26 protein-coding genes are annotated in these 25,328 nt (G+C 70.8%); 7 read left to right on the forward strand and 19 right to left on the reverse strand.

Features of this window, described 5'->3' with window-relative positions; translation table 11 throughout:
* Positions 1-42: 42 nt before the first annotated feature.
* From ACWJI3_RS11555 to ACWJI3_RS11580, 6 genes are all read right to left on the reverse strand, one after another.
* Positions 43-510, reverse strand: coding sequence for a hypothetical protein (locus tag ACWJI3_RS11555; protein ID WP_480203751.1), 468 nt, complete (start codon positions 508-510; stop codon positions 43-45).
* Between the two features lie 117 nt (positions 511-627).
* Positions 628-1,497 carry an aminotransferase class IV gene (locus ACWJI3_RS11560; protein WP_480203752.1) on the reverse strand — a complete coding sequence of 290 codons (870 nt, stop codon included), beginning with the start codon at positions 1,495-1,497 and terminating at the stop codon, positions 628-630.
* A complete protein-coding gene (locus ACWJI3_RS11565; protein ID WP_255141562.1) occupies positions 1,497-2,888 on the reverse strand; it encodes an anthranilate synthase component I family protein in 1,392 nt (463 codons plus the stop codon). Before ACWJI3_RS11565 ends, ACWJI3_RS11560 begins: the two co-directional genes overlap by 1 nt.
* Positions 2,885-3,595, reverse strand: a complete 711-nt coding sequence (gene queC, locus ACWJI3_RS11570; protein WP_480203753.1) for a 7-cyano-7-deazaguanine synthase QueC — start codon at positions 3,593-3,595, stop codon at positions 2,885-2,887. Before queC ends, ACWJI3_RS11565 begins: the two co-directional genes overlap by 4 nt.
* Positions 3,592-5,700, reverse strand: a complete 2,109-nt coding sequence (locus ACWJI3_RS11575) for a serine/threonine protein kinase (RefSeq protein WP_480203754.1) — start codon at positions 5,698-5,700, stop codon at positions 3,592-3,594. The genes queC and ACWJI3_RS11575 overlap by 4 nt, the downstream gene beginning before the upstream one ends.
* Entirely contained in the window at positions 5,693-6,730 is a 1,038-nt protein-coding gene (locus ACWJI3_RS11580; protein ID WP_480203755.1) for a cysteine synthase A, read from the reverse strand. Before ACWJI3_RS11580 ends, ACWJI3_RS11575 begins: the two co-directional genes overlap by 8 nt.
* A 136-nt stretch (positions 6,731-6,866) precedes the next feature.
* Here ACWJI3_RS11580 and egtB point away from each other — a divergent pair, with 136 nt between their 5' ends.
* The 5 genes from egtB to ACWJI3_RS11605 are packed head-to-tail and all read left to right on the forward strand — an operon-like array spanning position 6,867 to position 10,895.
* On the forward strand, positions 6,867-8,183 hold the full coding sequence (egtB, locus tag ACWJI3_RS11585) for an ergothioneine biosynthesis protein EgtB (RefSeq protein ID WP_480203756.1): 1,317 nt from the start codon (positions 6,867-6,869) through the stop codon (positions 8,181-8,183).
* The gene (egtD, locus tag ACWJI3_RS11590) at positions 8,180-9,205 is read left to right on the forward strand and encodes an L-histidine N(alpha)-methyltransferase (protein ID WP_480203757.1); all 1,026 of its coding nucleotides are present in this window, start codon (positions 8,180-8,182) and stop codon (positions 9,203-9,205) included. Before egtB ends, egtD begins: the two co-directional genes overlap by 4 nt.
* Positions 9,202-9,426: a hercynine metabolism small protein gene (locus ACWJI3_RS11595; RefSeq protein ID WP_094513910.1), complete on the forward strand. Its 225-nt coding sequence runs from the start codon at positions 9,202-9,204 to the stop codon at positions 9,424-9,426. The genes egtD and ACWJI3_RS11595 overlap by 4 nt, the downstream gene beginning before the upstream one ends.
* A gap of 28 nt (positions 9,427-9,454) precedes the next feature.
* A complete protein-coding gene (locus ACWJI3_RS11600) occupies positions 9,455-10,087 on the forward strand; it encodes a hercynine metabolism protein (RefSeq protein WP_480203758.1) in 633 nt (210 codons plus the stop codon).
* A gap of 10 nt (positions 10,088-10,097) precedes the next feature.
* Positions 10,098-10,895, forward strand: coding sequence for a YdcF family protein (locus ACWJI3_RS11605; RefSeq protein ID WP_480203759.1), 798 nt, complete (start codon positions 10,098-10,100; stop codon positions 10,893-10,895).
* Positions 10,896-10,945: 50 nt separating this feature from the next.
* On the opposite strand, the gene ACWJI3_RS11610 is transcribed toward ACWJI3_RS11605, so the two are convergent.
* From ACWJI3_RS11610 to ACWJI3_RS11640, 7 genes are all read right to left on the reverse strand, one after another.
* The gene (locus ACWJI3_RS11610; RefSeq protein ID WP_048016474.1) at positions 10,946-11,209 is read right to left on the reverse strand and encodes a hypothetical protein; all 264 of its coding nucleotides are present in this window, start codon (positions 11,207-11,209) and stop codon (positions 10,946-10,948) included.
* 45 nt (positions 11,210-11,254) lie between these two features.
* The gene (gene lysS / locus ACWJI3_RS11615; protein WP_480203760.1) at positions 11,255-12,775 is read right to left on the reverse strand and encodes a lysine--tRNA ligase; all 1,521 of its coding nucleotides are present in this window, start codon (positions 12,773-12,775) and stop codon (positions 11,255-11,257) included.
* Positions 12,776-12,828: 53 nt separating this feature from the next.
* Positions 12,829-13,638: a response regulator transcription factor RpaB gene (rpaB, locus tag ACWJI3_RS11620; protein ID WP_094513914.1), complete on the reverse strand. Its 810-nt coding sequence runs from the start codon at positions 13,636-13,638 to the stop codon at positions 12,829-12,831.
* 213 nt (positions 13,639-13,851) lie between these two features.
* Entirely contained in the window at positions 13,852-15,162 is a 1,311-nt protein-coding gene (locus ACWJI3_RS11625) for an ABC transporter substrate-binding protein (RefSeq protein ID WP_480203761.1), read from the reverse strand.
* A gap of 4 nt (positions 15,163-15,166) precedes the next feature.
* Complete coding sequence (locus ACWJI3_RS11630; RefSeq protein ID WP_094514032.1) at positions 15,167-15,673, reverse strand: rod shape-determining protein MreD; 507 nt, start codon at positions 15,671-15,673, stop codon at positions 15,167-15,169.
* A 3-nt stretch (positions 15,674-15,676) separates the two neighbouring features.
* Positions 15,677-16,435, reverse strand: a complete 759-nt coding sequence (gene mreC / locus ACWJI3_RS11635; RefSeq protein WP_094513918.1) for a rod shape-determining protein MreC — start codon at positions 16,433-16,435, stop codon at positions 15,677-15,679.
* Positions 16,436-16,440: 5 nt separating this feature from the next.
* Positions 16,441-17,487, reverse strand: a complete 1,047-nt coding sequence (locus tag ACWJI3_RS11640) for a rod shape-determining protein (protein ID WP_094513920.1) — start codon at positions 17,485-17,487, stop codon at positions 16,441-16,443.
* Between the two features lie 183 nt (positions 17,488-17,670).
* Here ACWJI3_RS11640 and ACWJI3_RS11645 point away from each other — a divergent pair, with 183 nt between their 5' ends.
* Positions 17,671-18,099, forward strand: a complete 429-nt coding sequence (locus ACWJI3_RS11645) for a single-stranded DNA-binding protein (RefSeq protein WP_094513922.1) — start codon at positions 17,671-17,673, stop codon at positions 18,097-18,099.
* Positions 18,100-18,182: 83 nt separating this feature from the next.
* Here the strand turns inward: ACWJI3_RS11645 and ACWJI3_RS11650 are convergent, their stop codons facing one another.
* Positions 18,183-18,839 (reverse strand): DedA family protein, encoded by a 657-nt coding sequence (locus ACWJI3_RS11650; RefSeq protein WP_094514035.1) that lies wholly within the window; start codon positions 18,837-18,839, stop codon positions 18,183-18,185.
* Between the two features lie 138 nt (positions 18,840-18,977).
* Complete coding sequence (ahcY, locus tag ACWJI3_RS11655; RefSeq protein ID WP_480203762.1) at positions 18,978-20,432, reverse strand: adenosylhomocysteinase; 1,455 nt, start codon at positions 20,430-20,432, stop codon at positions 18,978-18,980.
* A 90-nt stretch (positions 20,433-20,522) separates the two neighbouring features.
* On the opposite strand from ahcY, the gene tsaE reads away from it, so the two are divergent.
* Positions 20,523-21,017 carry a tRNA (adenosine(37)-N6)-threonylcarbamoyltransferase complex ATPase subunit type 1 TsaE gene (gene tsaE / locus ACWJI3_RS11660; RefSeq protein WP_255100542.1) on the forward strand — a complete coding sequence of 165 codons (495 nt, stop codon included), beginning with the start codon at positions 20,523-20,525 and terminating at the stop codon, positions 21,015-21,017.
* A 116-nt stretch (positions 21,018-21,133) separates the two neighbouring features.
* Here the strand turns inward: tsaE and ACWJI3_RS11665 are convergent, their stop codons facing one another.
* The 4 genes from ACWJI3_RS11665 to ACWJI3_RS11680 form a co-directional block, all read right to left on the reverse strand.
* Positions 21,134-22,159: a carbohydrate kinase family protein gene (locus ACWJI3_RS11665; protein ID WP_480203784.1), complete on the reverse strand. Its 1,026-nt coding sequence runs from the start codon at positions 22,157-22,159 to the stop codon at positions 21,134-21,136.
* A gap of 19 nt (positions 22,160-22,178) precedes the next feature.
* Positions 22,179-23,387 carry an 8-oxo-dGTP diphosphatase MutT gene (mutT, locus tag ACWJI3_RS11670; RefSeq protein ID WP_480203763.1) on the reverse strand — a complete coding sequence of 403 codons (1,209 nt, stop codon included), beginning with the start codon at positions 23,385-23,387 and terminating at the stop codon, positions 22,179-22,181.
* Entirely contained in the window at positions 23,387-24,979 is a 1,593-nt protein-coding gene (locus tag ACWJI3_RS11675; protein WP_480203764.1) for an NCS2 family permease, read from the reverse strand. The genes mutT and ACWJI3_RS11675 overlap by 1 nt, the downstream gene beginning before the upstream one ends.
* 115 nt (positions 24,980-25,094) lie before the next feature.
* Positions 25,095-25,328: sigma factor-like helix-turn-helix DNA-binding protein (locus ACWJI3_RS11680; protein ID WP_480203765.1), on the reverse strand; the 234-nt coding region annotated here is incomplete at its 5' end.

Genomic DNA, 25,328 nt, shown 5'->3' on the forward strand with positions numbered 1-25,328 from the left:
AGCACAGCACACAGCGGCGGCAGGATCTGCCGAGCCGATCCGTTATGTCGCTGGCCGCGCCGTGCTGTCGTTGAAGGTGCCGCGGCGGCAGAGATTGTCCTTGAGGCGATCGGTCCAGGCTTGACGCGAGAGCACTCCCGTGCTGTCAACACCACCATCGAAATGATAAAGAATCTGCCAACGCGTAGCAGTGGAAAACTTTCCGGCGTCGGCGAGATCGTTCAGTTCATTGCCATAAATATTGTCATACGTTGGCCAGTTGGGCTCGTTCTCGAGGCTGCAGACCGCATTGACCTGATACAGCCTGGCGCTGCTGTCTGGCTGTCCCTCCGTCTGCACGCGCACCACGCCTTTGTACAGGCCGTTGGGCAGCCCTGGCACGAAGGCCTTGGCCAGGGTCACATTGGCGGTGCCCGCCCGCACCAGCAGATCGCCGATCTCGGCCTGCTGAGCGGGTGTTTCGACGGGAGCCGTGCGGCAGGCACTCAGGCTCAAAGCCGCCACCACCATCGCTGCCGCTGCGCTCCAGGCCCGTCCGGACGCCAACCCCATCACCCAGCTCTGCACCGTGAAGCCTCAGAACATAGGCTCGCCGCCCATGGCGGCGGTGGCCGGCGGCGGCGAAGGTCACCCAGCTGCCAGCAGCCGGCGCCAGAACGCTTCAGGCTCCGGCTCCAGCGGCTGCGGAGAACCGTTCACACTCAAGACCGGACGGCAGCCGAGGCTGTTGATCAGCAGCACGGCACTGCCTGGGCCCAGAGGACAGGGACCTTCGCGGACCAGGCCCAGCGCCAGGGCGCGGCCCCGCATCACCCCCGGCAGGCAGCCGCTGGTCAGGGGCGGTGTGAACCACTGGCCGTCACGCCGCACCAGCAGGTTGGCCGTGGTAGCGCAGCAGAGGCCGCCGGCCGTGCTCTCCAGCAGGGCATCGGCGGCGCCGGCGGCCCGGGCCTCACGCCGCGCCTCGATGGCGGGCCCGTAGGCGAAGGTTTTGCAGCGGCTCAGCAGGCTGGAGGCATTGCGCCGCTCCCTGCGGCTGACAATCACCGGCACGGGGTCGAACTGCGGCGCCGCGGCCGTGAGCTGCAGCCAGAAGCGGGGCTGCAGTGATGGGGCACCGGGTGCCGGCAGCTCCACACCCCGCGGCCCCGTCGCCTCACCAGCGCCAGCCTCCACCGCCGGCGCGCCGCGGCTCCAGTTCAGGCGCAGCGCGCCGGTGTGGATGCCGCTGCGGGACACCGCCTCCGCCAGCAGGGCGCGCACCCGCTCATCGCCGGGGGGTGGCTCCATGCCCAGCAGGGCGGCGCTCTGCGACCAGCGCTGCAGGTGGGCACTCAGCAGCAGCGGCTGCCCCGCTTCCACCAGCAGGGTTTCGAACAGGCCGTCGGCCAGTTGCAGGCCCCGATCGGCCAGGGGCAGGGCCAGCTCGGCCGGTGCTCCCCAGAGCCCCGCCACCCCCGGAGCGCCGCTGGGCTCAATCCAGGCGATCGCCTGCATCAGCACCCTCCAGCTGCGGGGCCTGGCGCGACGGCCGCCAGCAGCGGGCCCAGCTTCCAGAGCAGCTCCTCGGCCTCCGCCGCCGGGTCGGAGTCGGCCACGATGCCGCAGCCGGCATGGGCGCGCAGGCGCCGCCCCCGCAGCATCAGGCTGCGGATCAGGATGTTGCTGTCGAAGCTGCCATCGGCGCCGAAGCGGAACAGGGCGCCGCAGTAGGGGCCTCGGGGCACGGGCTCCCGTTCGCTCAGGCGCTGGCAGGCCCGCACCTTGGGGGCGCCGCTGATCGAGCCACCCGGCCAGGAGGCGCGCAGCAGCTCCACCACGCTGCAGTCGGCGCGCAGCTGCCCCTCCACCACCGAGGTGAGGTGGTGCACGTGCGGGTAGCTTTCCAGCCCCACCAACTGGGGCACCTGAATCGAGCCCGGCACGCACACCCGGCCGAGATCGTTGCGGAGCAGATCCACGATCATCACGTTCTCGGCGCGGTCCTTGGGGCTGGTGATCAGCTCGGCGGCGGCGGCGGCATCGGCTTCCGGATCGCCATGGCGCGGGCGGGTGCCCTTGATCGGCCGGGTTTCCACCCAGCCGGTGGCGCTCACCCGCAGAAAGCGTTCCGGGGACGCCGAGAGCACTGCCTCGTCGCCTGCCACCAGGAGGCCGGCGAAGGGCGCCGGGCATGAGCGGCGCAGCCGGCCGTACAGGGCCAGCGGGTCGGGGGGCGCAGCCAGGCTGGCCTCACAGCAGGCGGTGAGGTTGGCCTGGAACAGATCACCGGCGGCGATCCAGCGGCGCAGATCCGTCACCTGGCGGGCGAAGGTGGCGGGATCGGTGTGCCAGTGCCAGTGTTCTGCGGCCACACCGGCCCCGCTGCCGGGCGCAGGGCCTTCAGCCGGGTCAGCAGCTGAGCCAGCAGGCGTGTCGGCCGCCGGCACCAGAGCCGCGAGCCGCTCTGCCATTGCCGTCAGCCGGGCGGGATCCAACCCTTCCAGCTCCAGTCGACGCTCCTGCAGATCGAAGCGCAGCACGGGGTCGTAGCGGCCTGCCCAGAGCAGGGCCGTATCGGGCGAGCGCCAGTGGGCGGCCGGCTCCACCCACGCCCCGGCCTCGTAGGCGAGCCAGCCGAACCAGCTGCCTGGCCGTTCCCGCAGGCGCGCGAGGGCCACGAACGGATCGGCGGCTTCCGGCTCACCCGGCAGCCCCCGGCACACCACCTGCTCCAGAGGAGCCACGCCCAGGAAGCCCCAACGCCCCAGCGCACTGCCATCGCCATCGAGCCAGGCGAGGCCATCGCCGCTGCCCGCGGCGGCCAGGGCGAGGGCCACCTCCCAGGGGTCGCGCCACGGCAGTGAGCGGCGCAGCAGCGGCGGCTGCGCCCCGGAACCCGGCGTCATGCCGACGGCCCGCCCCAGCTGCCGCCTCCATCGCTGGCCAGGTCCGGGCGGCCCGCCTCCCTCAGGGCGGCATCGCGGATGCGGCAGCTGTCGCAGCGCCCGCATGGCCGGGCGCCGCCCGCGTAGCAACTCCAGGTGCGGGCGATCGGCACGCCCAGACGCAGCGCCTCCTGCACGATCCGGGTCTTGCTCCAGGTCACCAGGGGCGCCCACAGCCGGGCGCCGTGGCCTTCGCGGCCGCTCTTGCTGGCCAGATCAGCCAGCTGCTGGAAGGCGGCGAGGTAATCGGGGCGGCAATCGGGATAGCCGGAGTAGTCGATGGCGTTCACCCCCAGCACCAGCCGCTCGGCCCCGCGCGCTTCAGCCAGGCTCAGGCCGAGGGCGATGAACACGGTGTTGCGGCCTGGCACGTAGGTGGTGGGAATCACCCCCTCCTCCACACCGGCCACCGGCAGCGCCATGGCGGCATCGGTGAGGGCTGAGCCGCCCCAGGCCGCCAGGTTCACCGCCAGGGTGTGGTGCTCCGCCAGGGCCAGGTCGGTCGCCAGGGCGGCGGCCGCGGCCAGCTCCTGACGGTGACGCTGGCCGTAGTCGAGCGACAGGCCGATCACGTGGTAGCCCGCTTCGATCGCCAGGGCCGCAGCGGTGGCCGAATCGAGGCCGCCGGAGAGCAGGGCGACCGCGACGGGTGGGGCGGCGGCGCTCACGGTGAAGCAGGCGTGTCAGGCGTCACGGGCGGCGGCGTCGTGGGTGCGGAGGGCGCCACAGGGGGCTGGGTTGGGATGGCGGGTGGCGTCACCGGCTCAGCGGGCGGCGGCGCCGTGGTGTCGCCGGGGTCGGTGGGCGGCGGCTGGGGCGGCTCCGGCGGCGGCGCATCGGCGCGCAACGACAGGGTGATCATCGCCGGGGCCACACCGTCGTTGGTGACCAGCAGCTGCACTTCGGTGCCCGGCACCGGCGGCAGGGTCACCACCCGCAGCGGGCCCTTCGGCTCCAGCAGGCTGCCGGCAGCGTTGTAGACGCTCATCTGCATCAACGGCGAGCCGTTGACACCGAGCACCAGCCGGTACCCCGCCGGCAGCCGGATCGGGAACAACCGCGCCCCACCGGCGCCGAGCGAAGCGGAGAGGGCCTTCACCTCGCCCGCTGTGGCCTGAATCGGTTCGATCTGCAGGGTTTCCAGCGTCTGCTCGCCGGCGGCATACCAGAGCTGGCGGAAGGGCTCGGCCGGGATGTCGGCGCCGGCACGGCCGGGCAGCAACGCCTGGGCATTGCCGGAAATCAGTTGGCGCAGCACCGGCGAACTCACCCCCTGGGCGGCGAGCTGACGCTGGCGGGCCTCCCAGTCGGCGGTGGAAAAAGAGCCCAACCTGCGGCGGAGCGGCGGCGGCAGCTGCTCCACCCGGGCCAGCCATTCCTCCGCCAGGGCGTTCCACACCTTGCGCAGGGGGGCGTCCTCGATCGAGTCGTTGGGCAGACGGCCGCCACGCTCGGGGAACTGGGCCAGCAGGTTGGCGTCCACCAACCGCAGGAACCAGCTGCGGTTGATCTGCAGCGCCCGCAGGCGGTTCAGCAACTGCTGGCGCTGATCGACCTCACCGGGGGGGAGGCTGGCGGTGAGCTCGCGGGGCTGTTCAGCCGGGCGATTGGCGGGGGCATCACCGCGGCCCAGCAGCCACCAGCCCGCGGTGATGCCCACCACAGCCGACACCACCAGGGCCACCACCACCGGCCAGAGCCGCCCTTCCACCGCCTCCTCCTTCTGCTGCTGCCGGCTGAGCGGCGGCATGGGCGGTGGCGGTGGCCGCCGCTCCACGACCCGGGGCTCGGGAGCCGGTGCTTCAGCCGCAGTGGCCGGCGCGGCCGTGAGGGGGGCGGCTGCAGAGTTGGTGGTGGAGGCAGCGGCCTGCTCGGCAGGCGCAGGGTCCGCAGCGTCGATGCCGGCCAGTCCCGGCGAAACGGCGGCGGGGGGCACGAGCATCAGGGTGCGATCGGCGCGGGCAACCGGGCCCGTGCTTTCCGGCATCGGCAGCGCCTGGAAGGCAACGAGGGCCTGCGGCGTGCTGGCAAAGCGGGCGGTGGAATCGGCACTGATCAGCCGCTCCAGGGCGGCGCGGAACGGTGGGTCGAGGCTGAGGCCGTCGGGCCAGCGCCAGGCCAGGCTCACCGGATCGAGCAGGGCGGCGGGATCCTCACCGCTGAGCAGCACCAGCGCCACCACCCCCAGGCCGTGCAGGTCCATCCAGGGCAGCAGCGGAGCGCCGGCCACCTGCTCCGGCGGCGCATAGCCCGGGGTGGCGCCGGCGGCGGCCTGGCCGGGGCCGGTCCAGCCGATGTCGAGCAGTACCGGCAGACCGTCGCGGTCGCGGCGCAGCAGGTTGGCGGGGGTGAGATCGCCGTGGCAGATCTCCTGGCCGTGCAGCACCGCCAGCACCGGCAGCAGCTGGCGCAGCAGCAGCAGCACCTCACCGGGGCCGAACACCAGCTGGCGACCCCGCCGCGCCTCCAGCAGCTCCTGGTAGGTGCGCCCGTCCTGCCACTCGCGCACCAGCCAGAGCTGGCCGTCCCGCTGGATCGTTTCCCCGAAGCGGGGCACCTGGGGGTGGAGCAGGGCCTGCAGGCGGCTCCAGCCCGCCCGCGCCCCGGCCTGATCGAAGCCGGGCCCCAGCTGCCGCAGGGCCACGGGCGCCTCGCCGGCCAGCAGATCACTGGCGCGCCACAGCACCCCCTGAGGACCGCTGGCCACCTCCATCTCCAGGCGGTAGCGATCGGCGATCACCGCACCGGCGGCCGCCCCGGGCTGGTCAGCCATGGGTGGGCCGGTCCTGCGGGACGCCATCCAGCAAGCCCCGTTCGGGCTGGCGCAGGCCGCGGCCGGCCAGCCAGTCGGCGTCGTAGAGGCGGGAGCGGTAGCGGTCGCCGCCGTCGCAGAGCACGGTCACGATCGTGTGGCCCGGACCGAGGCGCCGGGCGGTCTCCACCGCCGCGGCCACGTTGATGCCCACCGAGCCGCCCATGAACAGGCCTTCGCGCCAGAGCAGCTGGTAGATGGTGTCGAGCGCGGCCTGGTCGTCGATGCGCACGGCGTCATCGATCGGGGAACCCTCCAGATTGGCGGTGACGCGGCTGTTGCCGATCCCCTCGGTGATGGAGGTGCCTTCGGCCTGCAGCGCCCCGGCGGTGGCCCAGCTGTAGAGGGCACTGCCGTGGGGATCGGCCAGCACGCAGCGCACCTGGGAGGAGCGCTCCTTGAGGAAGAGGGCCACGCCGGCGTAGGTGCCGCCGGTGCCCGTGGCCGACACCCAGGCGTCGATGCGGCCGCCCGTCTGCTCCCAGATCTCCGGACCGGTGCTGGCGTAGTGGGCGCGGCGGTTGGCCAGGTTGTCGAACTGATTGGCCCAGACGGCACCGGGCGTTTCGGCGGCGATGCGTCCCGAGAGCTTCACGTAGTTGTTGGGATCGCGGTACGGCACCGCCGGCACCGTGCGCACCTCGGCGCCGAGGCTGCGCAGCAGGCCGATCTTCTCGGCCGACTGGGTGTCCGGGATGACGATCAGAGCCTTGTAGCCGCGGGCATTGCAGAGGTGGGTGAGGCCGATGCCGGTGTTGCCGGCGGTGCCCTCCACCACGGTGCCGCCCGGGTCGAGGGCGCCGCTGGCTTCCGCCTCCAGCAGGATGCCCAGGGCAGCGCGGTCCTTCACCGATCCGCCGGGGTTCATGAACTCGGCCTTGCCGAGGATCTCGCAGCCGGTGAGCTCGCTGAGCAGCCCCAGCCGGATCAGCGGGGTGTTGCCCACCGCACCGACGAAGCCCTGGGTGGTTCCCGCCCGGGCGACGGCCATGGCCCTGCCGCTGCTGATCGAACCGGCGGTGCTGCCCATCGCGCCTGTGGGAGAAGAAATCGCTCTGGCGATGATCGTAGGGGCGGCAGCCCTGACGGCCGATTCCTTCTAGCCTCAGGCGAGCAGCCCTCTGGCCATGGCCTCCGCCGCCCCCACCGAGGCCCTGCTGCGGCGGCTTCATGCCGTGCGCGCCCACAGCGAGGCGCTGATCGCGGAGCTGGAGCCGGAAGATCTGTGCCTGCAGGGCATGGCGGACGCCAGCCCGCCCAAGTGGCACCTGGGGCACACCACCTGGTTCTTCGACACCTTCCTGCTCACGCCCCACCTGCCGGGTCATGAGCCGGCGGAGAGCCGCTGGAGCTTCCTGTTCAATTCCTATTACGACGCGATCGGGGCGCGCCACCCCCGGCCGCAGCGGGGACTGCTGAGCCGGCCACCTCTGGCGGCGGTGCTCGCCTGGCGGCGGCGGGTCGATGCGGGGCTGGAGGCCCTGGTGGAGCAGCTGAGCGCCGGGCCCGCCACGGCGGCGGCGCCGCTGTGGGAGCTGCTGGAGCTGGGTCTGCAGCACGAGCAGCAGCACCAGGAGCTGCTGCTGATGGATCTGCTCGACGGCTTCAGCCGCAACCCGCTGGAGCCGGCGGTGGAGCCTTCGGGCCGGGGTGCCGAAGCCACCTACGAAACGCTGGTGGCCGCCGCCGACGCCGCCCCCACCAGCACCCCCAACCCGCCCGCGTCCGCCTGGCTGCACTGGCCGGGAGGGCTGGTGGAGATCGGTCACGCCGAGGCTGGCGCCGGCCCCGAGGGCCCGTCCGGCGCCTTCCATTTCGACAACGAAAGCCCCCGTCACCGCCAGTGGCTGGAGCCCTTCGCGCTGGCCCCCCGGCTGGTGTCGAACGGGGAGTACGCCGCCTTCATCGCCGCAGGCGGCTACCGGCGGCCGGAGCTGTGGATGAGCGAGGGCTGGCAGGTCTGTCAGCAGCGCGGCTGGCAGGCGCCCCGCTACTGGCGCGGCAGCGGCGCCCCCGAGGGCTGGTCGTGGGAGTTCACGCTGGCGGGGCGGCGCCCCCTGCATCCGGCCGCGCCCGTGCGGCACCTCAGCTGGTTCGAAGCCGACGCCTATGCCCGCTGGGCCGAGGCCCGCCTGCCGAGCGAAGCGGAGTGGGAAGTGGCCGCCGCCACGCCACCCCAGGCGGGCGGCAGCGGCGAGCTGGAAGCCCTGCAGGGGGTGCTGTGGCAGTGGACGTCCAGCCCCTACCGTCCGTATCCGGGCTTCCGGCCCGCCGCCGGAGCGGTGGGCGAATACAACGGCAAATTCATGAGTTCCCAGATGATCCTGCGCGGCAGCAGTTTCCTCACACCGCCGGGCCACGGCCGCCTCACCTACCGCAACTTCTTTCCGCCCGCGAGCCGCTGGCTGGCCGGCGGCCTGCGCCTCGCCCGGGACGGCCGATGAGCGCCCCCTCCGCCGCTCTGCAGCGCGGGACGGCCGCCGTCGACCTGCTCGACCTCCATCCCGTCGCCGCCGACATGCGGCGGCTGGTGGTGGAGGGCCTGTCGCGCAGCCCCCGCCAGCTGCCCGCCTGGTTCCTCTACGACGCCGAGGGCTCGCGTCTGTTCGACCGCATCTGCGAGCAGCCGGAATACGCACTCACCGCCACCGAAACCGCCCTGCTGGAGCGGGAGGCGCCGGCGATGGCGGCGGCGCTCGGCGCCGGCGTGCCGGTGGAATTCGGCGCCGGCAGCGCCCGCAAGGTGTCGCCGCTGCTGGAGGCCCTGGCACCCCCGGCCTATGTGGCGCTCGACATCAGCTCCGAGCACCTCGCCGGTGCCTGCCGGGCACTGCAGGCCCGCCATCCGGCCATTCCCGTGCTCGGCATCTGCTGCGACTACAGCCAGCTGCTCACCCTGCCGGCCCACCCCCTGCTCGATGGCCAGCGGCTGCTGGGCTTCTACCCGGGCAGCTCGCTCGGCAACTTCGCCCCCAGCGAAGCGGTGGCCCTGCTGCGTCAGTTCGCCCGGCTGCTGGGGCCCGAGGGTCGTCTGTTGATCGGCATCGACCAACCCCGGGCCGCGGCCCAGCTGGAGGCCGCCTACGACGATGCCGCGGGCTGGTCGGCCGCCTTTGCCCGCAACCTGCTGGTGCGGCTCAACCGGGAGCTGGGGGGCAACTTCGTGCCGGAGCGCTTCCGCTACCGCGCCCGCTGGCAGCCGCAGCAGAGCCGCATCGAGATGGCGCTGGTGAGCACCTGCCACCAGGTGGTGGACGTGGCGGGCCGGCGCTGGCCATTCGCCGCCGGCGAGGCGCTGGTCACCGAGCACAGCCACAAGTACGACCCCACGGCCTTCACGGCCCTGGCGGCCGCGGCCGGCTGGCGGGCCCAGGCGCGCTGGGCCGATCCCGGCGAGAGCTTCAGCCTGCACCTGCTCGCTCCGCAGGCGCCAGGCAGACTTGAACCAGTCGAGGCCAGCCGATGAGCCGGGAAGACCAGCGCAAGGCGATGCGCACCACGCGCGAGCAGTTGATCGCCGAGCTCGAGGAGCTCTACCGCCAGGCCTTCGATCGCATCGGCAGCGAAGACCTGGGCGAAGGGGCGATCGCCCGCCTCACCCAGCTGCTGCTGCGCTCCCGCGATGGCGCGATCACGCCGCTGCAGGAAGAGATCGAGGCGCCGCTGATCACGCGGGCACCGGAATGAAGGGTGGGTGGTGGCGGGGGCAGCGGCCATGAGCGGCAGCTGGTTCGAGCAGCTGGAGGCGCAGCTGGAGCAACAACTGGAGGCGTTCCTCAGCAGCCGCCCCGAGCAGCGGCAGCTGCTGGTGGAGGAGGAGCAGCGGGAACGGCAGCAGCGGCTGAAGCGGCGGCAGCTGGAGGTGCAGGCGGAGGCGGAACGGCTGCGGCGCGCCCTGCTGGAGCTGGCCACCGAGATCACCCAGTGGCAGGGGCGGGTGGAGCGGGCCCGGGCCGCCGGCGCCAGCGCGCTGGCCGACCAGGCCGAAGCCCGGCTGCGGCAGCTGATGGCTCTGGGCCGCGACCGCTGGCAGGCCCTCAGCAGCCTGGGCGATGAGTTCCGCCGCCTGGACGCCGACCTGGCGGCCCTGCAACGGGAGCAGGAGCAACAGGCGGCTACCGCCGCAGCCTCAGGCGCGCCTGCGCAAGCTGGGTCGGGGGAACGCGGGCCGGGCCCAGCTGGAGCGACCCAGGGCAGCCAGGCAGAGGCGGCAGGAGCAGCAGCGGCGGCAGCTTCCTCCCCCGCCACGCCGCTCGATCCGATCGAGCTGGAAGCCGCCTGGTCGGCGTTTGAGGCGCAGCAGGAGCTGGAGGAGCTGCGCCGCCGCCACGGCACCCCGCCGGTCTGAGCCGGCCGCCATGGGATTCCTTCTCTCCAAGCTGCTGCCGCTGCTGCTCTACCCGCTGGGGCTGGCCATCGGCCTGCAGGCGATCGCCCTGGCGGGGCGTCGCCGCCGCTGGAGCCCCTGGCTGAGTGGCGGCAGCCTGGCGTTGCTGTGGATCAGTGCCCTGCCGTTCACGGCCCGGCAGCTGGTCTGGGGCCTGGAGGAGCGCAGCGCCGCCCTCACCCCCAGCCCGCTTCCCACCGCCGACGCCGTGATCGTGCTGGGCGGCGGCCTGCAGCCCCAGCTGGCGCCCCGCACCAGCGTGGAGGTGAACGAGGCGGGCGACCGCCTGCTCACCGGCGTGCGGCTGCTGCAGGCCGGCAAGGCGCCGCTGCTGCTGCTGAGCGGCGGCAGGGTGACCTTCCGCAGCGCCAACCCGGCGCCGGCGGAGGCTGAAACGGCGCGGCGGCTGGCACTGGAGCTCGGCGTGCCGGAGGGGCGCCTGCTGCTCAGCGATCAGGCCCGCACCACCGCGGAAGAGGCCCTGGCACTGCGTACGATCGGCCGGGCCCGGGGCTGGCGTTCAGTGCTGCTGGTCACCAGCGCGATGCACATGCCCCGCTCGCTGGCCACGTTTCAGCGCCGCTCAGGGCTCCAGGTGGTGCCGGTGGCCTGCGACTACCTGCTGCCGGCCCGCAGCGCAACCGGAAGCCCGACCGCCGCCTCGCTGCTGATCGAGCTGCTGCCCGAAGCGGGCGCCCTGCAGCTCACCACCCAGGCGCTCAAGGAGCACCTGGGGCTGCTGGTGTACCGGCTGCGGGGCTGGAGTTGATGGCCGGGATGGGGCGCAGACGGGCTTGCGGCGGCCAACCAGGGCGGCAGCTACTTCTTTGGCGCCGGTGGCACCAGGCTCACACCTTCGGGCGGCGGCGTGGGATCGGGATCGGCGATCAGCATGTGCTGGAGCACGATCTCGGGACGTTCACTGTCGCGCCAACGGATCCTGTAAGCCGGCATCTTGGTGCCGCGGCTGGTGGTCTGCTCCACCGGCTCCATCACCCAACCGCGACGGGAGCGGCCCTGAGGGTTGCGCTTGACCACCGCATCTGCGTGCTTGAAGCGGAATCCAACGCGCTCACCGCTCATGGGCCAAGGTCAGTGCCAACGTGACCCCATTATCCACTTTGCCCTTCAAGCTCCAGTGGAACCGGCCTCTGGACGCAAGAGCGGGAAGGCGATCACATCACGGATGCTGGGGCTGTCGGTGAGCAGCATGGCCAACCGGTCGATGCCGATGCCCAGCCCGCCGGTGGGGGGCATGCCCACCTCAAGAGCTTGGAGGAAATCCTCATCCACCCCCTGCGCCTCCAGGTCGCCGGCGAGGCGACGCTCCTGCTGGGCCTCCAGGCGCCGGCGCTGATCGACGGGATCGATCAGCTCGCTGAAGGCGTTGGCGGTTTCACGGCCCACGATGAACAGCTCGAAACGCTCCACCAGGCCGGGCTTGCTGCGGTGCATGCGCGCCAGCGGTGAGATCTCCACCGGGTAATCGAGCACGAAGGTGGGCTGGATCAGGCTGGCTTCCACCCGCTGTTCGAAGGCCTCGTTGAGCAGACGACCCACGCTGTCAGCGGCGGCGGGCACCTCCAGCCCAGCGGCGGCCATGGCGGCAGCGGCCTGCTCACGGCTGGCGAAGCCGTTGAAATCGAGCCCGGTGGCCTGCTCCACCAGCTCGTGCATGGTGGCCCGGCGCCAGGGGGGCGTGAGATCGATCGCCACGCCCTGATACGTGAGGGCGGTGGTGCCGCACACCTGCTCGGTGACGTCCGCGATCATCTGCTCGGTGAGCGCCATCATGTCGGTGTAATCGGCATAGGCCTGATACACCTCCACCGAAGTGAATTCGGGGTTGTGGCGTGTGCTGATGCCTTCGTTGCGGAAGATGCGGCCCAGTTCGTAGACCCGCTCGAAGCCCCCCACCACCAGCCGCTTGAGATGCAGCTCGGTGGCGATGCGCAGGAACAGCGGCAGATCGAGGGCGTTGTGGTGGGTGCAGAAGGGGCGGGCGTCGGCGCCACCGGCCTCCAGATTCAGCACCGGCGTCTCGATCTCAAGGAAGTCGCGGGCATCGAGCCAGCGGCGGATGCCGCTCACCAGGCGGGCACGGCGGCGGAAGGTTTCGCGGGTGTGCGGCGAAACGATCAGATCGAGGTAGCGCTGGCGGTAGCGCTTCTCCACATCCGCCAGGCCATGCCATTTATCGGGCAGGGGCTGCAGCGACTTGCAGAGCATGTCCCAGGCCGTCACCTTCACCGACAGCTCACCCCGGTCAGTGCGGCGCAGCGTGCCGTGCACACCGATCAGGTCGCCGGCATCCACCAGCGAGGTGATCTGAGCAAAGGCCTCGGGCTGCTCGGGCAAGGCCGCCAGCAGGTGGGCCTTCTCGATGAACAGCTGAATCGGGCCGCTTTCATCCACCAGGGTGAAGAAGGCGAGCTTGCCCATCACCCGGCGGGTCATCACCCGGCCGGCCACGGCCACGGCCACGGCACGCTCCTCGCCGTTGGGCAGGTCGGCGTGCTCCTGCTGCAGGGCAGCGGTGCGGTGGCTGGGCTCGAAGCGCAGGGCATAGGGGCCCTGACCGAGGGCCGCCAGGGCCTGGCCCTTCTCGAAGCGGGCCTGCTCCAGGCGGTTGACGGGGTGCTCCGGCAAGGCGACGAACAGGGGACGGAAGGAACCATCCTGCAGGAGCGCAGGCGGTGGGCCTAAGCGGTGACGGCGACCAGGGGGTCGATCATCCGTTGCGAGGCGTAGCCGGTGCCGCGCACGGTGAGGATCAGCTCGGGGTTGCGGGGGTCGGGTTCGAGCTTGCCGCGCAGGCGGGCCACATACACATCCACAACGCGCAGATCCGCGGCGCGGCGGGGCGGGTAGCCCCACAGCTGCTCAAGGATCTCGGCGCGCGGCACCACCCGGCCGGGCTCGCGGAACAGCAGCTCCAGCAAGCTGAATTCGGTGTAGGTGAGGCCGATGCGCTCACCGGCGCGGGTCACCTGACGGCGGTTGGTGTCCACCACCAGGTCTCCGATGCGCATCACACCCTGGCCGGCCGGGATGTCGCGGGGTTCGCTGTTGGCGGATCCACGCCCCACCCGCCGCAGGATCGTGGAGATGCGGGTTTCGAGTTCCTTGGGGCTGAACGGCTTGGGCAGGTAGTCGTCGGCGCCGAGATCAAGGCCGGCCACCCGCTCGGCGATCGCATCAAGAGCCGAGAGGAAGATGATCGGCACGCAGGATTCGGCCCGCAGGCGCCGGCATACCGCAAAGCCGTCCAGCTTCGGCAGCATCACGTCGAGCACGACGAGGTCGGGCTGCTCCTGATGGAACAGGGTGAGGGCCTCCTCCCCGTCCTCGGCGCAGAGGACGCGGTAGCCCGCGAGCTGCAGGCGCATCACCAGCACGCGGCGCACGGCTGCCTCGTCGTCGACGACGAGCAGGGTGGCCTTGGGTGCTGTCCGCGTGTCCTGAACCACCGCCTCCGCCTTGGCTTGCCGAGGCTGCGTGTCCAGTGGCATCACAGGAACAGTCGTGAAGAAAAATCACCCTACCTGTCAGCTTGTACGCATGGAGAGCAGAAGGCGCACGTCAGGGAGTAGCAGCGCCAAGACTTAATGATTTTTCAATAGTTGCAGCGGTGCCGGCAGCCACCGGTCAGCACCATTCTCACCAAGCCCATCGGTGGCCTCGCCGTGCGGCGCGGTCGCCACGCCGCACGGCGAGGCCAGGGCTCAGGGCCAGCGACCTTCCGCGTAGAGGTTCCATTCCCGCTCCGCCGCCAGCACGGCCGCATCGCTGCTGATCTGGCCAAGCATGGCGCGCTGGAGCTGGCGGTAGATGATCGCCTGCAGCCGCTTCACGCCGGGGTTGGCGGGTACCAGCACACGTGCCCGCCCCAGCGTTTCAGCCGATTCCAGGCGTGCCGCATGCACCAGCGCCTGCTGGGGATCGGCAGGCGTGTCCCGCCGCAGCTGTTGCTCGATCGTGGTCAGGGCCTGCCGGGCCGAGGGGAGCACCCGCGCCTGCTCAGCGAAGCGGGCCTGATTGCTGGCGTTGGTGAGGAACAGGGCAAAGCTCACCGCTTCCTTGGGCATGGCGCTCTGGCGCGGCACCGCCAGGTTCATGACCGCCACGTTGGCAGTGCCGTCGGGGCCGGTGAGCGGCGGGTGGGGTTCGGTGACGGCAGCGATCCCCGGGGCGTTGGTCTGGATGCTGCGCAGGAACTCGGCGCCGCTGGCCAGCATCGCCAGCTCACCGCCCTGGTAGAGCTCGATCGCACGCCGGTAGCCCTGGCTCACCACTTCACGCGGCAGCAGGCCACGGCGGTAGAGATCGGTCCAGAAGGCGAAGGCCCGCCGACCCGCCGGGCTGTTGAAGGCGGCCCGTTGGCGGTCATCGGTGAGGGTCACACCCATCTGCACCATCGACTCCAGCAGCTCGGCCGAGTCATCCGGCACCACCGTGACGAACAGCGCATGGCGGCCGGTGCGCCGTTTCACCGCTTCAGCGAAAGCCGGCACCTCCTCCCAGCGGCGCGGTGGGTCGGCGTATCTGGCCCGCTTCAGCAGGTCGCGGTTGGCGAGCGTGATGCGCGCCGTGAGATACCAGGGGATCGCGAACTGTCCATCCGCGTTGCGGCTGGCTGCCCAGATGCGCTGCAGATAGATCTCTGAGGCCCCAGGCGGCAGCAGTGGATCGAGGTCGAGCAGCCCCCCCTTGCTGGCCAGGTTGGCGGCGAACAGCGGGTTGAGATTCACCACGTCGGGGGCGGTGCGGGCGTAGACCGCCGCCAGCAGCTTGCGCTCCACTGATCCCCAGGGGATGTCGGTCCAGCGCACCGTGATGCCCGGGTTCTCCTTCTCCCAGGCGGCGATCACCTCGGTGAGATAGGCGTCGAACTTGGGGGAGAGATCGAGCGTCCAGACGTTCAGCTGGCGCCCCTGGCTGCGCGGACCGCCGCAGCCCGCCAGCACCGCCGCCAGCAGGGTCAGCACGGCACGCCGCCGCCAGCGCCCCCGGATCCCCTCGGTCAGCCCCCGCATCGCTTCAGCCCCTCGATGGTGCGTTCTGCTGCCGCCAGAGCAACAGCAGCAGCGAACAGATCATCGGCGCCAGCAGACCGGTGAGCAGGGTCTGGGTCAGCAGGGTGCGCAGGCTGCCGGCGAGAGGCAGCTGGGGGGGTAGGCCCAGCCGCTGCAGGATCAAGCTGAGCCCCAGCAGAAAGGTGCCGATCAGGGCCAGCAGCCCGAGGCTGAAGCTGCGCTCGAGCGGCGGTCCCTTGCGGCCGAGCCTCCCCCACCACCAGCCCAGCAGCACCAGCGCCGGAATCTGGGTGGCGCCATCGAGGGTGAGGGCGTCGAGCAACAGCCCCAGCCCAAGCCCAGCCAGGGCACCGGAGACCGGCCCATCGCTGATCGCCCAGGGCAGCAGCCACAGCACCGCCCAGCTGGGTGGTGCCCCCGAGAGGCGCAGCAGCGCGGGAGAGGCCAGCGTGAGCCAGGGCACGAGCAGAGCGCTGGCCACAAACCACGGGTGGCGGTGCAGCTTGCCCACCATTCAGGGCGCCGCCTGCCGGGGCTGCACCAGCACCTGCACCCAGTCGATCGCTTCCACCGGCGCACTGAGCTGCACCACCGCCGTGGGCGCCGGCACGGCCTTTTCATCCACCGACTGGATCACGCCGACGCTCATCCCCGGCGGCACCAGCGTGCTGGCCGGCGAGGTGACCACGACATCCCCTGGGCGCACCTGCGGATCCTTCACCAGAAAACGCAGCTCGGGCCGGCTGCCGTTCACGCCGGTGAGCAGGCCCATGCTCTGGGTGCGCCCCACCCACACGCCGATGCGACTGGAGGAATCGGTAAGCAGGGCCACCCGCGCGGTGGTGGGGGTGACGCTGGCCACCCGGCCCACCAGGCCGCCCGGGCCCACCACCGCATCGCCGCGGCGAATCCCCTGAAGCTCACCGGCGCCGAGCACCAACTGCTTCCACCAGCCCTCGGGTTCGCGCGAGATCACCGCCGCCGTGACCTCCTGGGGGTTGGCCCGCTGCAGACCCAGCAGGGTGCGCAGGCGCCGGTTGTCCTGCTCCAACTGGGCCAGTCGGCTGCGCTGGTCGAGCTGCTGGGCTGACTGCAACCACTCGCGCTGGGCCGTGCCGGGCCAGAACGGACGGCTGACCAGCGCGTAGGCATCCGTGAGGAAGGCCCCCTTGCTGAAGCGGACCCCCACCAGCGCCAGCAGCAGCAGCCACCAGGGCCAGGCCTGGATCACCCGTTGCAGCGAGGGGACGCGCGGCAGGCGCCCGAACGGCATGGATTTCAGGAGGACAGACGGGAGAAGTCAGGCGTGTCGAGCACGCGCTCCAGGCGCTTGTAGTCCTCCAGCACCTGGCCGCAGCCACTGACCACGCACAGGAGCGGGTCCTGGGCCACGTGGGTGAGGATCCCGGTTTCGTGGCTGATCAGCTCGCTGATGCCGCGCACCAGGGCGCCACCGCCAGCCAGCATGATGCCGCGATCGACGATGTCGGCGGCGAGCTCGGGCGGGGTGCGCTCAAGGGTGCGCTTCACCGCCTCCACGATCACGTTGAGCGGTTCGGCCATCGCTTCACGGATGTCACCGGAGCGCACGTTGATGGTGCGGGGCAGGCCGGAGAGCAGGTGCAGCCCGCGCACGTCCATCGAGGTCTCGTCGTGGGCGTCGTCGGGGAAAGCGGAGCCGATGCGGATCTTGATGTCTTCGGCGGTGCGCTCGCCCACCACCAGGTTGTGGACCTTCTTGAGGTACACCCCGATGGCCTCGCTGATCTCATCGCCGGCCACCCGCACCGACTCGCTGAGCACGGTGCCACCGAGACTGAGCACCGCCACCTCGGTGGTGCCGCCCCCGATGTCGACGATCATGGTGCCCACTGGCTCCGTGACCGGCAGGCCGGCGCCGATTGCGGCCGCCACCGGCTCATCGATCAGGTGCACTTCGCGGGCACCGGCCAGGCCGGCCTCACGCACCGCGCGGCGTTCCACGCCGGTGACGCCGCTGGGAATGCCGATCACCAGACGGGGCGCCACGATGCCGCGGCCCTCGTTCCCCTTCTGGATGAAGGTCTTGATCATCTGCTCGGCGGCGTCGAAGTCGGCGATGACTCCGTCGCGCAGGGGGCGCACGGCGCGGATGTTGCCCGGGGTGCGGCCGAGCATGAGCTTCGCTTCATCCCCCACGGCCAGGGGCACACCCCGCTCAAGATCGAGCGCCACCACGGAAGGCTCCTGCAGCACGATGCCCTTGCCGGACACGTACATCAGTGTGTTGGCCGTTCCCAGGTCGATGCCGATGTCGCGTGAGAGCTGGAAACGTCGAAAGAACACGTAGGAGCACCTGAGCGGTTGCGATCATAGGAGCGGGATCTGGCAGCACCCCCCCCGACGGTGGCGGTGGTACATCCGGGTGGAACGGGGGAACCTTCAGGGAGAAGCGGCCTGCGGCACCTTGAGGCAACGCGGCGCATCATTGATTCAACAACTCCACTTTTTTCAACGACAGGACAATCCATGGGTGTGAATTCCGTGACGCTGGTGGGCCGTGCCGGCCGTGATCCCGAGGTGCGCTACTTCGAATCCGGCAGCGTGGTCGCCAACCTGACCCTCGCGGTCAACCGCCGCAGCCGCGACGACGAACCGGACTGGTTCAACCTCGAGATCTGGGGCAAGCAGGCCCAGGTGGCCGCCGACTACGTCAAGAAGGGGTCGTTGCTGGGGATCATCGGCAGCTTCAAGCTCGACCGCTGGACCGACCGCACCACCGGTGAGGAGCGCACCAAGCCGGTGGTGCGGGTCGACCGACTCGAACTGCTGGGCTCCAAACGTGACGCCGACCAGGGCGCCTACGACGACGGCGGCGCTGGCGGCGGTTTCGGGGGCGGCGGCTATGGCGGCGGCTTCGGTGGTGGCGAGCCGAGCAGCGAGGAAGTTCCGTTCTGAGCCGCCTGCAAGGGCGTTGCCTTCAGCCGGAAGGTGGTCTTGGGCGGCTGGGCGGCCTGCGTGGCTTCCCCAGGGACTGAGCCTCAGTGGCTGTCCTGGCGCTTCTTCCAGATGCGCAGCCCCAGCCAGGCGCCGGCGGCCAGCACGGCAAGCACCAGCACCACCTTGATCACCCGGGCCACCGGTTCGATCCACAGCTCCACGTTGCTGTAGCCCTCGCCCAGCAGCATGCCCGCCACTGTCAGCAGCAGGGTCCAGATCAGGCTGCCGGCCGTGGTCCAGATCAGGAAGGGCACCATCGGCATCATCTCGATGCCGGCGGGCACGGAGATCAAGGTGCGGATGCCGGGCACCAGCCGGCCCCAGAACACCAGGGCGGTGCCATGGCGGCTGAACCAGGTGCGGCTGCGGTGCAGCTCCTGCGGGCTGATGCCGATCCAGCGCCCATGGCGCGAGAGCCAGTGCTCGATGCGTTCCTCGTTCACCAGCCGCCCCACCCCATACCAGGGCAGGGCGCCGAGCACGGTGCCGAGCAATCCGGCCAGCACCACCGGAATCAGGCTGAGCTGCCCCTGCTGCACATAGAAGCCCCCCAGGGGCATGATCAGCTCGGAGGGGATCGGCGGAAAGAGGTTCTCGAGGAACATCGCCGCAAAGATCGCCGCATAGCCGGCCATCGGGTTGGCCTCCACCGCCGAGCCGATCAGCTCGGGCAGTTGCTGAACCAGTTCGATGGCCATGCCGGCGGGCTCGTGATCGGGAAAGTCTTCCACGCTGACGTGAAGGTTGCCCGATGCTCAGGGAAGCGCCTTGCCGGCGAGGCCATCAGGCCTGCCGGCGAAGCAGCAACGCTGGGCGCGGAACTGTGGGGCGCGGGATCAGTAGCGGTAGTGGTCGGACTTGTAGGGGCCTTCCAGCGGCACGTTGATGTAGGCGGCCTGCTCGGGGGTGAGCTCGGTGAGTCGGGCGCCGATCTTGTCGAGGTGGAGGCGGGCCACCATCTCGTCGAGGTGCTTGGGCAGCACGTACACCTCCTTGCCGTAGTGGTCGCCTTTGGTGAACAGCTCGATCTGAGCCAGCACCTGGTTGGTGAAGGAGTTGCTCATCACGAAGCTGGGGTGGCCGGTGGCGCAGCCCAGATTCACCAGCCGGCCTTCCGCCAGCAGGATGATCTTGTTGCCGCTGGGCAGCAGCACGTGATCCACCTGGGGCTTGATGTTGTCCCAGGGGTACTGCTTCAGGGAAGCCACGTCGATCTCGTTGTCGAAGTGGCCGATGTTGCACACGATCGCCTGATCCCGCATCTGGATCAGGTGGTCGTGGGTGATCACGCGGAAGTTGCCGGTGGCCGTCACGAAGATGTCCACATCCCCCACCACGTCGTCGAGACGGACGACCCGGTAGCCCTCCATCGCCGCCTGCAGCGCGCAGATCGGATCGACTTCGGCGATCATCACGCTGGCACCGAGGCCGCGCAGCGACTGGGCGGAACCCTTGCCCACATCGCCATAGCCGATCACCAGGGCCACCTTGCCGGCCACCATCACATCGGTGGCGCGCTTGATGCTGTCGACCAGGGATTCGCGGCAGCCGTAGAGGTTGTCGAACTTGCTCTTGGTGACGGAGTCGTTCACGTTGATGGCAGGGAACGGCAGTTCACCGCTCTTCTGCATCTGATAGAGACGCGCCACACCCGTGGTGGTTTCCTCGGTGACGCCCTGGATCTGGGCGTGGATGCGCGAATAGAAGCCGGGCTGGGCGGCCAGGCGTTGACGGATCGACTGGAACAGGGCGATCTCCTCTTCGCTGCCGGGGTTGTCCAGCACCGAGGGGTCCTGCTCCGCCTTGGTGCCGAGCACCACCAGGCCGGTGGCATCACCACCGTCGTCAAGGATCATGTTGGGCGTGCTGCCGTCGGCCCACTCCAGGATCCGGTGGGTGAAGGCCCAGTATTCATCCAGGGTTTCGCCCTTGAAGGCGAACACCGGGATGCCGGCTTCCGCCATCGCGGCTGCAGCGTGATCCTGGGTGGAGAAGATGTTGCAGGAGGCCCAGCGCACTTCAGCGCCGAGAGCCACCAGGGTTTCGATCAGAACGGCTGTCTGGATCGTCATGTGCAGGCTGCCGGCAATGCGGGCACCCTTGAGCGGTTGCTGGCTGCCGTACTTCTCACGCAGCGCCATCAGACCGGGCATCTCGGTTTCAGCGATCGCGATCTCCTTGCGGCCCCAGGCGGCAAGGCCGAGATCGGCGATCACATACGACGACGGGGTGGGCAGTCCGGTTGCGGCGGCAGCCGAAGCGGACGTGGCAGCTGAAGGCGTGGCCAGCATGGGGAAGCTCCGAAGGGAGAAGGATTGGGGATGTGGAAATATCTGCAGAGACGCCGAGGCTTCGGGCTCGCTTAACGGGAATCTACAGGGATGGAACAGTCTGCTGAGATCCGGGTGTGCCATCTGGCCGATGCGGCAGCCACGGCGGCGCTCGGGCGGGAGCTGGCGTCGCTGCTGTTGAACGGCGGCGGTGCTGCCAGCGGCGCAGCCCCTCCCACTTTGCTGCTGCAGGGGGAACTGGGGGCCGGCAAGACCTGCCTGGTGCAGGGTCTGGCCCTGGCGCTGGGAATCGACGAACCGATCACGAGCCCCACCTTCGCCCTGGCCCAGCACTACAGCGGCCGGGGCGCTGACGGCGAGCCCCATGCCCTCGTCCATCTGGATCTCTACCGGCTGGAGCAGCCGGCCGCCGCCGCTGAACTGTTCGCCCAGGAGGAGGAGGAAGCCGGCGCCCTGGGGGCGGTGCTGGCGGTGGAGTGGCCCGAGCGGCTGCCGTGGCTGCCTGATGGCGCCTGGCGGCTGGAGCTTCAGCACGACGGGGACAGGCGCCGGGCAGTGCTGCGACCGCCGCACTCAGCCGCCTGAAGGCCTCAACACCGTGAACAACCGGGCCGTAGGCGACCTCCAGCTTCGCCCCGGGCCGTGTCCAGGATGCGCTGCAGCCGATCGGGATTGACCGGCTCGACATACCCGGGGGGTGCTCATAGGGCGTCGGTGCCCGCTGCACTCTCACCCAGAACGGCCAGAACCTGCTGCTCGCTCGGCTGGGGATCAATGGCGCCGGCACCCTGGCAAACCAATGCACCGCAGGTGGCTGCAAAGCGCAGAACCTGCTCCACGGCGCTGACGACCACCGGCTCTTGCAGCAGCCCCGGCCGGCCCACCAACTGGTGCAGCAGGCCTGCCAGGAAGGCATCACCAGCACCGGTGGTGTCGATGGTGGCCACAGCCACGGAGGGCAGCCGGCCACCGCAGGCTCCCACCGCCCAATCGATCGGCTGGGGGCCATCGGTGATCAGCACGGCGGGCCGCTGCGGCAGGGCCCGGCGCACGACTGTGGCGTTGGCGCTGCCGAACAGCCAGAGGGCCTCCTCACGGCTGCACTTGAGCAGGGCCGCCTGCGTCAGCAAGGGCTCAAGCCGCTGCCGCACCGCCGGCGGCGGGCCCTGCTCAGCGCCGAGCCCCCAGAAGGTGGGCCGCCAGTTGACGTCAAGCGCCAGCGGCAAGCCATGCGCCCCGGCAGCCAGCAGCAGCTCCTGCAGCGCCGCTGCCGCCGCACCGGAAGCCAGCGGAATCGTGCCGCAAAGGAGCCAGCGGGCCTGGGCCAGCAGCGGCGCCAACGCCCCGGCCAGCGCCGTGGCATCGATCGCCTGATCAGCGAAGCCCTCACCCCGGTCGCCGGCGAAGCCGCCGAAGTGGCGCTCACCTGCGGCATCGCGCCGCACCAGCACCGTGCGGCTCGGGCGCAGCGGATCGCATTGCAGCGCACTGGTATCCACCCCCCGCTCCAGCAACAGAGCGCGGAAGGCGGCGCCGATGCGGTCGTCGCCCAGGCGGCCGATCAGCGCGGCGCCGGTGCCGAGCCGCGCCAGGGCGCAGGCCACATTGGCCGGGGCACCGCCGAGCCTGTCGTCGACCGGAATGTCATGGGCCGGATCGCCGCCAGGCGGGCCGAGCCGATCAACGAGTGCTTCGCCGAAGCAGAGCACCCGGGCAGGGGAAGGCACCGTCACGGCAGGCTCGCGCTCAGTTCTCTCCACACTCGCCGGTGGGCCCGGAGGCCGCCACGGGCGCCGCGCCGGCCAGCCGCTCCAGCAGCGCCGCGATGATGCGCGCATTGGCGGCAGGAAAGGGGAAGGCCGCCAGCCCCTCCGGCTCCACCCAACGCACCTGCTGACTGGCCAGGGGCTGCGGATCTCCCGCCAGCCAGCGGCAGAGATGCACCACGAAGCGGAGACGCTTATGGCTGTAGCTGTGCTCCAGGGTGATCAGCTCCTCGCCCACCTCCGCCTCGATCGCCAGCTCCTCGCGCAGTTCGCGGGCGATGGTGGCCTCGATCGCTTCGCCCGGCTCCTGCTTGCCACCGGGGAATTCCCACAGCCCCCCCAACAGCCCCTCCGGCAGGCGCTGATCGATCAGCACCCTGCCGCGCCCATCGAGCACCACCCCCACGCCGATCACTTGAAAGGGCAGGGGCCGGGGGGCGTCCTTCACGGGGTAGCGGGCGGGGTCGCCGGCAGCGTAAGCAGCGCATGAGTTCCGCCAGGGGCAGCGGCCGCAGTCGGGAGAACGGGGGGTGCAGACCGTGGCGCCCAGGTCCATCAGAGCCTGGTTGAAGGCCCGGGGCCGCTGCCGGTCGAGCAGCAGCTCGCTCAGCCGCCAGAACCCGGCGAGCTCCCGTTTCGGCGGGCGGGGAGCGGCGATCAGGCGCGCCAGCACCCGCGCCGCGTTGCCGTCAAGGATCGCGAAGGGTTGATCGAAGGCCGAGGACAGAATGCTGCCGGCGGTGCTGCGGCCGACGCCGCTCAGCGCCAGCCAGCCAGCCAGGTCACGGGGCCAGGGGTCGGCGCCGGGGGCGCTGGCATCAAGCAACTGCCGCGCCCCCTGCTGCAGGCGACGCGCCCGCCCGTAGTAGCCCAGGCCCTGCCAGAGCAGCAGCACCTGCTGGGGGTCGGCGGCGGCCAGGGCCGGCAGGTCCGGGAAGGCCGACATCCAGCGCTGCCAGTAGGGCAGGGCCACAGCCAGCTGGGTCTGCTGGAGCATCACCTCCGCCACCCACACCTTCAACGGATCGAGGGGTTCCCCATCCAGTGGCGGGCGGCCATCGGACCGCAGCTTCCACGGCAGGCTGTGGCGCCCATGCCGCTCCCCCCAGGCCAGCAGGGCGGCACGCAGCTGCTGCAGGGGTAAGTGCTCCTGCCTCTCTGCCCAGCCAGCATCACGCCGCCCTGGCATCAGCAATCTGTATCCGCCGCACCCCGCTGACGGGCCAGGGCCGCGGCGCTGAACACCAGGGCCATGAGCAGGTACCCGAGCGCCCAGCGTCCGCCCGTGCCCCAGCCCATCTGCAGCACGGTGTCGCTGGCGGTGAAACGCCAGGCGTGAATCAGCCCGAACCAGGAGGCCAGGGCCGCCAGACCGGCAGCGATCGCCGCGGCCACGAACCGCTGCTCGATCACGTACACCACCATGGCCGCCAGCAACATCGCCGCCACGATCTGCCCCTGTTCCAGAGCGAAGGCACCGGCGGCCCACACATCGGCCTGCTGCAGTGGCACCAGCAGGGCCGGACCGAAGGGCTCGGCGGCGCTGCCGGCCCCACCGGCCCGCAGGCCGGCCTTGAGCAGCAGGGCGCCCCAGCCCGCCAGGCCGGGCAGCAGGCCCAGCACCACCGCCGGCGCATGGGCGGCGGGGGTGGCCTGGAAGCTCTGGGCGGCGATCACCAGGCCGATGTAGAGCACGATCGCCATGCCGGCTTCAATCGGCACCAGCTGACCCACCAGGCCGAACACGCCGAACAGGCAACCCAGCCCCATCACCACGCCGTTCAGCCACGAGTAGCCGATGCGGGCCCCCATGCCCTTCCAGCCGGGATGGCCGATGTAGATGGTGGTGGGGAAGCAGGAGCCAAGGGCAGCGGCCACGATCGTGCCCACGCCGTTGATCAGCAGGGAACTCTTCACCGGGTAGCGGTCACCGGCGGCTTCGGCGCTCTCCAGGTTCTGCAGCGACCCCAGCAGGTTGAACAAGCCCATCGGCACGATCACGCCGAGCCAGGGCAGCAGTTGCCCGCGCGCCTGCCACAGCGCAGCCAGTTGCAGGGGCGGCAGATGCAGGCCCACCTGAGCGGCGTTCGTCTGCCAGGTGAGGGCATCGATCGACACCAGGCCCGTCGCGGCCGCCAGCACGATCCCGAGCAGCACCGCGATCAGGCCGCCGGGCAGAGGCAGGCGCAGCTGGCCGTAGTAGGTGACAAGAATCACGGCCAGCACTGCCAGACCCACCACCGGCTGGGCATAGGTGCGCAGCAGGAACCCCAGTGCGATGTAGCCCAGGGCAATGCCGGCCAGGGTGGAGAGCAGCGCCGCCCGCGGCAGCCAGCGCCGCAGGCCCCCCACCAGCCAGGCCCCGCCCGCCTCGATCAGGCCCGAACCCAGGCAGGCCATCAGGCCCGCCTGCCACGAGAGACGCACCGCCTCGGCCTCCGGCAGCCCCTGACCCAGCGCTGCCAGCTTCACGGGCAGCATCACCAGGAACACGTAGGCGAACAGGCTGACCGTGTTGATGCCGTAAGGAAGAGCGGTGCGATCGCCACGGCCCTCGCGCTGGGCCAGGCGGAAGGCCTGCCAGGCGTAGGCCCCGTTGCCCACCACCAGGCTGAGGCCAGCCGCCGGCAGGATCACCTGAAAGATGAGGGCATCGGGGAAGCCGAGGACGCCGCGGCAGAGGCCAAGGATCAGCAGGATCTGGATCAGGTTGTCGAGGCCGAGGCCCATCAGGCCGTCGATGTCGCCGGCCACCAGCCAGCGGGGTCCGGAGCTGGCCATGGGCCAAGAGGCAGACGGTGGCTGCATGATCGCCCGGATGCAGCAACAGGACAGCTCCGGTGCCCTGCGGCGCACCGGAAGTCATCGCTCCCAGGGCAGGGCCGGCAGCTGGCCCTCAGCTGGCCACGTAGTCCTCCACGCTTTCGCTGAAGCGGCGCAGGCTGGCGAGGCCATCACGCTCGAGGTTGCGCACGCGGTCGCGGCTCATGCCGAGGATGCGGCCGATGCCGGTGAGGCTCATCGGTTCTTCCACATCGATGCCGTAACGCATCTTCAGCACATCGCGCTGCAACCCCGGCAGTTGCTCCAGCAGTGCCCGCATATCCCCCCTCAGGCATTCGCTGTCCAC

Source organism: Marcopretia estuarina LEGE 06307 (assembly GCF_056633115.1).